This is a genomic window from Spirillospora sp. NPDC046719, assembly GCF_040645715.1.
GTDB lineage: Bacteria > Actinomycetota > Actinomycetes > Streptosporangiales > Streptosporangiaceae > Spirillospora.
Genome location: NZ_JBEYYT010000334.1, coordinates 1 through 10,791, shown reverse-complemented (window position 1 = coordinate 10,791; position 10,791 = coordinate 1). Strand labels below are relative to the sequence as shown.

The 10,791-nt window shown below is 72.5% G+C and carries 8 protein-coding genes and 2 pseudogenes; all 10 read left to right on the top strand.

Translation table 11 applies throughout. The annotated features are described in order from the left end of the window. Positions 1-548, top strand: a pseudogene (locus ABZ914_RS37675) (hypothetical protein); the annotation flags it as partial. A 45-nt stretch (positions 549-593) separates the two neighbouring features. Beyond that, positions 594-1,004 carry a nucleoside-diphosphate kinase gene (ndk, locus tag ABZ914_RS37670; RefSeq protein ID WP_190868302.1) on the top strand — a complete coding sequence of 137 codons (411 nt, stop codon included), beginning with the start codon at positions 594-596 and terminating at the stop codon, positions 1,002-1,004. 299 nt (positions 1,005-1,303) lie between these two features. After that, entirely contained in the window at positions 1,304-2,338 is a 1,035-nt protein-coding gene (locus ABZ914_RS37665; RefSeq protein WP_151546476.1) for a rod shape-determining protein, read from the top strand. Positions 2,339-2,375: 37 nt separating this feature from the next. After that, positions 2,376-3,392: a rod shape-determining protein MreC gene (mreC, locus tag ABZ914_RS37660; RefSeq protein WP_500199180.1), complete on the top strand. Its 1,017-nt coding sequence runs from the start codon at positions 2,376-2,378 to the stop codon at positions 3,390-3,392. A gap of 1 nt (position 3,393) precedes the next feature. Further along, a complete protein-coding gene (gene mreD, locus ABZ914_RS37655) occupies positions 3,394-3,993 on the top strand; it encodes a rod shape-determining protein MreD (RefSeq protein WP_500199178.1) in 600 nt (199 codons plus the stop codon). Next, complete coding sequence (mrdA, locus tag ABZ914_RS37650; protein ID WP_500199177.1) at positions 3,990-6,062, top strand: penicillin-binding protein 2; 2,073 nt, start codon at positions 3,990-3,992, stop codon at positions 6,060-6,062. The genes mreD and mrdA overlap by 4 nt, the downstream gene beginning before the upstream one ends. A 97-nt stretch (positions 6,063-6,159) precedes the next feature. Next, on the top strand, positions 6,160-7,344 hold the full coding sequence (gene rodA, locus ABZ914_RS37645; protein WP_500199175.1) for a rod shape-determining protein RodA: 1,185 nt from the start codon (positions 6,160-6,162) through the stop codon (positions 7,342-7,344). 69 nt (positions 7,345-7,413) lie between these two features. Next, complete coding sequence (locus tag ABZ914_RS37640) at positions 7,414-9,336, top strand: TIGR03960 family B12-binding radical SAM protein (protein ID WP_500199172.1); 1,923 nt, start codon at positions 7,414-7,416, stop codon at positions 9,334-9,336. Between the two features lie 178 nt (positions 9,337-9,514). Continuing rightward, positions 9,515-10,372, top strand: a complete 858-nt coding sequence (locus tag ABZ914_RS37635) for a TIGR03936 family radical SAM-associated protein (protein ID WP_500199170.1) — start codon at positions 9,515-9,517, stop codon at positions 10,370-10,372. 206 nt (positions 10,373-10,578) lie between these two features. Beyond that, positions 10,579-10,791, top strand: a pseudogene (locus ABZ914_RS37630) (hypothetical protein); the annotation flags it as partial.

Sequence of the window (10,791 nt, the reverse complement as noted above, 5' to 3'; positions counted from 1 at the left end):
GCCCGGCCCCCCCGGCGGCGGCGGCGACGGTGACCGGCGCGCTCGCGGCGACCCGCGCGCGCCCCCGCGCTGCCGTCATGGCCGGCTACGCCCTGATGGCCGCCGGCATCGGCCTGGCGCTCGCCGCCGGCCCCACCGGGCGCTGGACGCCGGTCGTCCTGCTCGTCCCGCTCGGCACCGGCGCCGGCTTGGCGCTCGCCGCCTCGCTGCGCGACGCGCACGTCGGCGCCGCGCTGGTCGGCCTCTCCCTGTGCTTCCCCGCCGTCCTCGCCGGACAGCTCTGCGTCCTCTCGCTGCAGGCGGACCGGCTGCGGCGAATCCGCGCGCTCACCGGCGCGGGACGCCTCGACGCGCTCGCCGACGGCTACCGCGCCTGGCTCCTCATCGCCGGCGCGGCGGCCGTCCTGCTCGCCGCCCTCACCCTGCGCCTCATCGCCCGCCACGCGCGCGCCGCCGAACGGCACGGCGGCGCCTTCGAGCGGGGCGGCGGCACCGCGCTCCGGCACGGCCGCGTCGCCGAATCCGCTCCGGCCCCCGAAGCCGGGTAGGATTCGCGCGCTCACCCAATCTGAATTCCTCAAGGAGAAACACACGTGTCCGAGCGCACTCTCGTCCTGGTCAAGCCCGACGGTGTCCGGCGCGGCGTCGTCGGCGAGGTCATCTCCCGGATCGAGCGCAAGGGCCTGACGCTCGTCGCGCTCGAACTGCGCACGCTCGCCCGCGAGACCGCCGAGACCCACTACGAGGAGCACGCCGACAAGCCGTTCTTCGGCGAGCTGGTCGAGTTCATCACCGGCGGCCCGCTCGTCGCCATGGTCGTCGAGGGCCCGCGCGCCATCGAGGCGTTCCGCGCCCTGGCCGGCGCCACCGACCCGGTCAGCGCCACGCCCGGCACCATCCGCGGCGACTTCGCCCTGGAGATCGGCGAGAACATCGTCCACGGCTCCGACTCCACCTACTCCGCCGAGCGCGAGATCAAGCTCTTCTTCCCCGAGCTCGGCTGAATTCCCCCAGGGGGCGACCCCTGGAACCCCGTCACGGCCGGCAGACCGTTTCCCGCCGCGCAGCCGCTCCGCGCGAAACGGCCCACCGGCCGCGGGCATCCCCGTGCCCGCGGGACGGGTCGCGCACGACACGCGGGCCGGAGGTTTCCGGCCCGCGTGCTTTAGCTAAAAGCGGGCTGCTCAGGACCCGTTTTTTGGGCGACGCGCGGAGCGGGGGCGACTGCCTGCGAGCGCGCCCGCACGTTACGATGGACGCGCCGCTATACACGCCCGACAATCATGAAGGGCTCCCTTTCTTCATGGGTAACAAGCTGTCGTTTCTCGGCCGTGACATGGCGGTCGACCTTGGTACCGCCAACACGCTCGTGTACGTGCGGGGGCGCGGCATCGTCCTCAACGAGCCGTCCGTGGTCGCGATCAACACCAACACCGGCAAGATCGTCGCGGTGGGCATCGAGGCCAAGCGGATGATCGGCCGCACGCCCGGCAACATCGTGGCGGTCCGCCCGCTCAAGGACGGTGTCATCGCCGACTTCGACGTCACCGAGCGGATGCTCCGGTACTTCATCCAGAAGGTCCACAAACGCCGGCACTTCGCCAAGCCGCGCATCGTGGTGGCCGTGCCGAGCGGGATCACCGGAGTGGAGCAGCGCGCCGTCAAGGACGCCGGCTACCAGGCCGGGGCCCGCCGCGTGTACATCATCGAGGAGCCCATGGCCGCCGCGATCGGCGCCGGGCTGCCCGTCTACGAGCCGACCGGCAACATGGTGGTCGACATCGGCGGCGGCACCACCGAGGTCGCGATCATCTCGCTCGGCGGCATCGTGACGAGCCAGTCGGTGCGGGTCGGCGGCGACGAGCTGGACCAGGCGGTCATCTCCTTCTCCAAGAAGGAGTACTCGCTGATGCTCGGGGAAAGGACCGCCGAGGAGATCAAGATGGCGATCGGGTCCGCCTATCCCGGCGGCGACGAGGAGCCGCACGCCGAGATCCGCGGCCGCGACCTCGTCAGCGGGCTGCCCAAGACCGTCGTGATCTCCGCCGAGGAGGTCAGGCGGGCGATCGAGGAACCGGTCAACGCCGTCGTGGACGCGGTGAAGACCACGCTCGACAAGTGCCCGCCGGAGCTCTCCGGCGACATCATGGACCGCGGGATCGCCCTGACGGGCGGCGGCGCGCTGCTGAAGAACCTGGACGAGCGGCTCCGCGAGGAGACCGGCATGCCGATCCACCTGGTGGACAACCCGCTCGACTCGGTCGTGCTCGGCACCGGCAAGTGCGTCGAGGACTTCGAGTCGCTCCGGCAGGTCCTCGTGCCGGAGTCGCGGCACTGAACTCCCGGCGGCGACCAGAGAATCCGGAGGTCGGTGGGTGAAGGACACCCGGCGCACCCGCGCGGTCCTCGGCGTGCTGCTCGTCGCGGCCCTCGCGATGATCACCGTGGACTACCGCGGCGGGGACCACTCGCCGCTCAGCGGGCTGAGGAGCCTCGGCGCGACCGTGTTCGGGCCGGTGGAGCGGGCGTCGGCGTCGGTGGTGCGGCCCGTCGGCAACACCTTCGGCGCGATCACCGACGCGCCCGGCGAGAAGCGCCGCGCCGACCGGCTCGCCCGCGACAACCAGCGGCTGCGCGAGCAGCTGCGCTCCACCCGGCTGGACCAGGGCCGCTCCGCGCAGCTGCAGCGGCTGCTCGGCACCGCCGGGATGGGCGGCTACAAGATCCTCGCCGCGCAGGTGATCTCCGCCGGCCAGGGCTTCGAGGACACCGTCACCATCGACGCGGGCAGCAGCAGCGGCGTCCGCCCCGACATGACCGTGATGAGCGCGGACGGGCTCGTCGGCCGGGTCACCCGGGTCGGCCCCGCCACCGCGACCGTGCTGCTCGCCACCGACCAGACCTCCTCCGTCGGGTCCCGCCTGGAGGACTCCAAGGAGATCGGCATCGTGCAGGGCGCCGGGCGGCGCGGCCTCGGCGGCGGCGCCACCCCGCTGCGCTTCCAGCTGCTGGACGCCAGCGCGCCGATGCGGGTCGGGCAGCGGCTCGTCACGCTCGGCTCGCAGGGCGAGCGCCCGTACGTGCCGGGCGTCCCGATCGGCACCGTGGAGCGCATCGACGCCGCGTCCGGCGGGCTGACCCGCACCGCCTACGTCAAGCCGTTCGTCCACTTCACCAGCCTCGACGTGGTCGCCGTGGTGGTGGCCCCGCCGAAGACCGACCCGCGCGACGCGGTGCTGCCCGCGAGACCCAGCCCCCCGCCCTCGCCGAGCCCGAGCGCGACGCCGTCCCCCAGCGGCTCGCCCGGCAAGAAGAAGAAGGGCAAGAAGGGACCCAAGACCGAAGCGGACGGCACCGCCACCCCGTCCGCGAACCCGAGCTCGGGGGGATGACGTGCTGAACCCACCGGAGACGTCGCAGACGGGCCGCGTCCTCACCACCGTGCTGGTGATCGTGGCCGTGCTGGTCCTGCAGGTGTCGGTGGCCAACCGGCTGCCGCTGCCCGGCGGGGTGCAGCCCGACCTGGTGCTGCTGGCGGTGGTGGCGCTCGCGCTCGTCTTCGGCTCGATGACCGGCATGGTCACCGGGTTCCTCGCGGGCCTCGCCGCCGACATCATCCCGCCCGCCGACCACACCATCGGCCGGTACGCGCTCGTCTACTGCCTCATCGGCTACCTGTGCGGCATCGCGTCCGCCGAGATGGACCGGCAGACGGTCGTGCCGTTCTTCGCGGTCGCCGCCGGCGCCCTCGCGGGCACGGTCCTGTACGCGGTCACCGGCATGATCCTCGGCGATCCGCGCGCCCAGTGGGACACCGTGTCGAGCATGGTGCCGCTGCAGGTCGGCTACGACGTGGTCGCCAGCCCGTTCGTCGTCTGGGCGGTGCTGCGCGTCACCCGGAGGTACGAGCGCGGCGATCGCTCCCGCGGGGACCGCCTGTCGGTGCCCGCCGCCCGCTACCGCGCGATGTCGGGGCGGGGCGGCGGCCTGTGAATCCCAGAACGCACTTCCGCCTCGTCGTCCTGTACGTGCTCGTCGGGCTGCTGCTGCTGATCCTGATGGGCCGGCTCTGGTCCATGCAGATCCTCGACGGCTCGCACTACCAGCAGCTCGCCGACCAGAACCGCACCCGCGACATCGTCGTCCCGGCCGTCCGCGGCATGATCCTGGACGACCGCGGGGTCCCGCTCGTCCGCAACCGCAGCGCGCTCGTGGTGTCCGTGGACCGCACGACCCTGTCGCGGCAGAAGGACGGCGGCAAGACCGTGATGGACCGGCTCGCCGGCGTCCTCGGCACCACCTACGAGGACGTCGCGAACCGAATCCGGCTGTGCGGCCCCGGCATCAAGCGGCCGTGCTGGCCGGGCTCGCCGTACCAGCCGATCCCCGTCGAGGACCACGTCGACCCGAAGCGCGCCCTCCAGATCATGGAGCGGCAGGAGGACTTCCCCGGGGTGACCGCGCAGGTCCAGGCCGTCCGCGATTATCCGCGGCCCGAGGGCGCGGCCGCCGCGCAGGTGCTCGGCTACCTGCAGCCGATCACCCAGGAGGAGCTCGACAAGCGCAAGGGCCTGAAGGTCACCGGCTACAGCGGCGTCGACCTGATCGGCCGCGCCGGGCTGGAGGCCCAGTACGACGCGGCGCTGCGCGGGGAGCCCGGGTTCCGCCGCGTGCTGGTCGACAGCCAGGGCCGCGTCACCGGCACCGCCGAGGAGAAGTCGGCCGTACCGGGCGGCAACCTCGTCACCAGCATCGACGCGGGCGTGCAGGGCGCCGCGGAGAAGGCCCTCAAGCACGCGATCGAGAACGGCCGCAAGGGCGGCCACCCGTCCGACGCGGGCGCCGCCGTGGTGATGGACGTGCAGACCGGCCGGATGGTCGCGATGGCCAGCTACCCCACCTACGACCCCAGCATCTGGACCGGCGGCATCTCCCAGGACGAGTACGACGCGCTGCTCGGCAAGAAGAAGGGCGAGCCGCTGATCTCGCGGGTCACCCAGGGCCAGTTCGCGCCGGGCTCCACCTTCAAGGTCTCGTCGGTGGCGGCGGCGGTGGGCGACGGCTACCCGCTGAACGGCACCTACCAGTGCCCCGGGTCGTTCGACGTCGGCAGCCGCGCGTTCCACAACTTCGAGGGCGAGGCGCTCGGCTCGATGAGCCTGCACACCGCGCTGGTGAAGTCGTGCGACACGGTGTTCTACAAGTTCGCGTACGAGGAGTGGCTCCGCGACGGCGGCATGCACCCGAAGAAGAACCCGTCGGACCCGATGGTGAAGATGGCCCGCAACTACGGGTTCGGCAAGCCCACCGGGATCGACCTGCCGAGCGAGTCGAGCGGCCGCATCCCCGACCGCGGGTGGAAGAAGGACTACTGGGACGCCACCAAGAAGGGCGACTGCAAGGCGGCCAAGACGGGCTTCCCCGACGTGCAGAAGACCGACCCCGCGCGCGCCGCGTACCTGAAGGCGGTCGCGGCGGAGAACTGCGTCGACGGCTACGTGTGGCGCGCCGGTGACGCCGCGAACTTCTCGGTCGGCCAGGGCGACGTGCTGGTCACGCCGCTGCAGCTCGTCCGCGCGTACGCGGCGGTCGCCAACGGCGGCAAGCTGTTCACGCCGCGCCTCGGCCTCGCGGTGATGCGCCCGGACGGCGGCATCGAGCGCCGGATCACCGCGCCGCCGCCGACGAAGCTGCCCGTCGACCCGAAGGTGCTGGCCTACATCCGGAGCGGCCTCGCGGGCGTCACCAAGAGCGGTACCGCCGCCGGGGCGTTCAACGGCTTCGACTTCAAGACGGTCGACGTGGCCGGCAAGACCGGTACCGCCGAGGTCTACGGCAAGGACGACAACTCGTGGTTCGCCTCGTTCGGCCCGGTGAAGCACCCGCGCTACGCGGTGATCGTCATGGTCGCCCAGGGCGGGCAGGGCGCCGTGACGGCGGCCCCGGCGGTCCGGGAGATCTGGGAGGCCATGTACGGGACGAAGAAGCAGAAGCCGCTGCTGACGGACGGGAAGCTGCCGTCCGACCTGCCGAAGGCGCCCGTCCAGGGGACCGCGCCGTGACCGCCGCGCCGACCGCCGAGACCGCCGCGCAGACTGCTGTTGGCGCCGCGACCCACGTGGGCGCGCGGCGGTGCGCGCCGCCGATCGGAGCGGGACGATGCTGAACAGCACGGGAGCCGGGTCGGTCGGCGGGTACGGCGACCGGAGCCTGTGGCAGGGCCGCCTCGCCGGCCTGCGGAAGCTGGACTGGCCGCTGACCGTCACGGTGCTGGTCCTGTCGGTGGTCGGGGCGCTGCTGGTGCGGTCCGCGACGTTCCAGCTGGCGGCGGAGCACGGCGACGACCCCGAGGGGTTCCTGAAGCGGCACATCCTGAACCTGATCATCGGGTTCGTGCTGGGCGGCGTCGTCACCGTCCTGGACTACCGGCTGCTGCGCGCCTACGTCCCGATCCTGTACGCGCTGGCGTGCGTCGGCCTGCTGGCGGTGCTGACCCCGCTCGGCTCCACGATCAACGGATCGCACTCGTGGATCGTCGTCGGCGGCGGGTTCCAGATCCAGCCGTCGGAGTTCGCGAAGGTCGGCCTGGTGGTGCTGCTGGCGATGATCCTGGGCGAGCCGAGGGACGGCGAGATCGGCCCGGGCCGCCGGGACGTGCTGCTCGCGCTGGCCCTCGCCGGGGTGCCCGGCGTCCTGATCATGCTGCAGCCCGACCTCGGCACCACGCTGGTGTTCATCGCGGTCGTGCTGGGCATGCTCGCGGTCTCCGGGGCGCAGAAGCGCTGGCTGGTCGGGCTCGTCGCGGGCGGGGCGGCCGCCGGGGCCGCCGTGTTCTTCTTCGGGCTGCTGAAGAAGTACCAGATCGACCGGTTCACCGCGTTCCTGGACCCGTCCGCGGACCCGCGCGGCGCCGGCTACAACGCCCAGCAGGCGCGGATCGCGATCGGCTCGGGCGGGCCGTTCGGCAAGGGCCTGTTCAACGGCCAGCAGACCGGCGGGCACTTCGTGCCCGAGCAGCAGACCGACTTCATCTTCACCGTCGCGGGGGAGGAGCTCGGCTTCGTCGGCGCCGCCGTGATCGTCCTGCTGCTCGGCGTCGTGCTGTGGCGCGGGCTGCGGATCGCGTCCCAGGCCGCCGACCTGTTCGGCACGCTCGTGGCGACCGGGGTGGTGTGCTGGCTGGCGTTCCAGACGTTCGAGAACGTCGGCATGACGCTCGGCATCATGCCGATCACCGGCCTGCCGCTGCCGTTCGTGTCCTACGGCGGTTCCGCGACGTTCGCGAACATGATCGCCTTCGGGCTGCTGCAGGCCGTGCACATCCGCCGCCGCCCGTTCGACTGAGACCGTTCGACTGGGGCGCGGCGGTAGGCTGGGCCCTCATCCCCTGAACGCAGCACGGAGGACACCGCCATGCCTGTCGAGTCGCTCTTCCCGCGCCTGGAGCCGCTGCTCCCGAGCGTGCAGAAGCCGATTCAGTACGTCGGCGGTGAGCTGAACTCGCAGGTCAAGGAGTGGGACGGCGCCGACGTCCGGTGGGCGCTGATGTACCCGGACGCCTACGAGGTCGGGCTGCCGAACCAGGGCGTCCAGATCCTCTACGAGATCCTGAACGAGCGCGAGGGCGTGCTGGCGGAGCGGACCTACTCGGTCTGGCCCGACATGGAGGCCGTCATGCGCGAGCACGGCATCCCGCAGTTCACCGTGGACGCGCACCGGCCGGTCGCCGCGTTCGACGTGTTCGGGGTGTCGTTCTCCACCGAGCTGGGCTACACCAACCTGCTGACGGCGCTGGACCTCGCGGGCATCCCGCTGGACGCCGCGGACCGCACCGACGAGCACCCGATCGTGGTCGCGGGCGGGCACGCCGCGTTCAACCCCGAGCCGATCGCCGACTTCGTCGACGCCGCGGTGCTCGGCGACGGCGAGGAGATCGCGCTGGCGATCACCGAGGTCGTCCGGGAGTGGAAGGGCGAGGGGTCGCCCGGCGGCCGCGACGAGCTGCTGATGCGGCTCGCGGCGTCCGGCGGGGTGTACGTGCCGCGCTTCTACGACGTGACGTACCTGCCCGACGGGCGGATCCAGCGGGTCGCGCCGAACCGTCCGGGCGTGCCGTGGCGGATCGAGAAGCACACCGTCATGGACCTCGACCAGTGGCCGTACCCGAAGAAGCCGCTGGTGCCGCTGGCGGAGACGGTGCACGAGCGGTTCAGCGTGGAGATCTTCCGGGGCTGCACCCGCGGCTGCCGGTTCTGCCAGGCCGGGATGATCACCCGACCGGTGCGGGAGCGGTCGATCACCACGATCGGCGAGATGGTCGACCAGGGGCTGAAGGAGTCCGGCTTCCAGGAGGTCGGGCTGCTCAGCCTGTCCAGCGCCGACCACAGCGAGATCGGCGACGTCGCCAAGGGCCTCGCCGACCGCTACGAGGGCACCAACACCTCGCTGTCGCTGCCGTCCACCCGCGTGGACGCCTTCAACATCACGCTCGCCAACGAGTTCTCCCGCGGCGGCCGCCGCTCCGGCCTGACGTTCGCGCCGGAGGGCGGCTCCGAGCGGATGCGCAAGGTGATCAACAAGATGGTCACCGAGGACGACCTGATCCGCACCGTCACCACCGCGTACGAGAACGGCTGGCGGCAGGTCAAGCTGTACTTCATGTGCGGGCTGCCCACCGAGGAGGACGAGGACGTCCTCGCGATCGCGGGCATGGCCAAGCGGGTGATCCAGGCGGGCCGCGACGCGACCGGCCGCAAGGACATCCGCTGCACGGTGTCGATCGGCGGGTTCGTGCCGAAGCCGCACACCCCGTTCCAGTGGGCCGCGCAGTGCGACCACGAGACCGTCGACCGCCGCCTCAAGGCCCTCAAGGACGAGCTGCGCGGCGACAAGGAGTACGGCCGCGCGATCGGCCTGCGCTACCACGACGGCCAGCCGTCCATCGTCGAGGGCCTGCTGTCGCGCGGCGACCGCCGCGTCGGCAAGGTCATCCGCGCGGTGTGGGAGGACGGCGGCCGCTTCGACGGCTGGAGCGAGCACTTCTCCTACGAGCGCTGGACGGCCTGCGCGGAGAAGGCCTTCGCCGGCGAGCCCGTGGACCTCGACTGGTACACCGTCCGGGAGCGCGACGAGGTCGAGGTGCTGCCCTGGGACCACCTCGACGCGGGCCTGGACCGCGAGTGGCTCTGGCAGGACTGGCAGGACGCCGTCGACGAGACCGAGGTCGAGGACTGCCGCTGGACGCCGTGCTACGACTGCGGCGTGTGCCCGACCATGGGCACGGAGATCCAGATCGGTCCGACGGGCCGGAAGCTGCTTCCGCTTTCGGTCGTCTGACATCGCGCGCCGCGGCCGCGAATCGCCCATGGAATCGGGCTTTTCGGGTCCGCGGCATGCGCGGGGGCGGCCGTCCGGGGGACGGGCCCGGCACAACGATGCCCGCCGCCCCGTACTCTATAGAGAGACCTTGTTTTTCGACTCGACGCGAGTAGGAAGGACCAGAACCCTGGCACCCATGCCGGAGGGACCGGCGCCGGCCCCCGTGATCCAGCGCCTGCGCGTGCGCTATGCGAAGCGCGGCAGGCTGCGGTTCACGAGCCACCGCGACATTTCCCGGGCCGTGGAACGCGCCGTGCGGCGCGCCGGGATCCCTGTCGCGTTCAGCGGCGGATTCACCCCCCACCCGAAGATCTCGTACGCGGGTGCGGCGGCGACTGGGGTTGCCAGTGAGGCGGAGTACCTCGAGATCGGGCTGACCGAGACCCGCGACCCTGCGCGGGTGCAGGCCGATCTCGACGCGGCCCTGCCCCCCGGGCTCGACATCGTGGATGTCGTGCCGGCCGGGCCGGGACGCGCCGGCGACGCGCAGGCCAAGCCGGCCGCGCTCGCCGATCGGCTCGAGGCGTCCGAATGGCGGATCCGGCTGGACGGGGTGGCGCAGGACGCCGCCGCCGCTGCCGTGGCCGCCTTCATGGCCGCCGGGAACATCGAGGTCGAGCGCCTCACGAAGAAGGGGCGGCGCCGGTTCGACGTGCGCGCTGCCGTGTCCTCCTGTGAGCTGGACCGGCGCGCCGCGGAGGCGGCGGATGCCCCTTGTGCGATACTTCGAATGGTTGTTCGGCATTCCACACCGGCCGTACGACCCGACGACATCCTCACCGGACTGCGCCAGGTCGCCGACCTCGCGCCGCCGTCACCGCCACTGGTGACCAGGCTGGCGCAGGGGCCCCTGGACGCGGCCACCGGTGGCCTCGCGGATCCTCTGGATCCGGACCGGGAGACCGGCCTGCCGTCCGGCGACGACGCCGGCACGGCCGGCGGCGCGCGGCCGCGCCCCGGGGACCCCGCGAGCGTGGATGCCGTCAGCGCCTGATCGTGAGACCGAAGCCGTGGCGACACGGAACCGGTCCCGCAGGGGACGGCGGGCGCACCCCCGACGACTTCGTCGTCACGACCGGACGACCGTCCGGCGGTGACGACGCCGATGACTGACGGAGCGCTCCCGCGCGGCGCACCGCACGGACCGCCCCCTGGCGGAACGAGCGGTCGCGCCCGGGAGCCTGACGGGAGATTGCCCGGATGCTTGATAACGAAGCCGATGCGGCCAACGCCGAAGGCACTGACGAAGAGACCACCGCGACCGCGACCGGAGACGGCGGCGAGAACGGCGCCGCCGCGGGCGTGACGTCCCGCCCGCGCCGCCGGGCCAGCCGCCCGGCCGGCCCGCCGCCGGACGTCGAGGACGCGCCCGCGGCCGAGCCCCCCGCCGCCGCGGCGCCCAAGCCGGCCGCC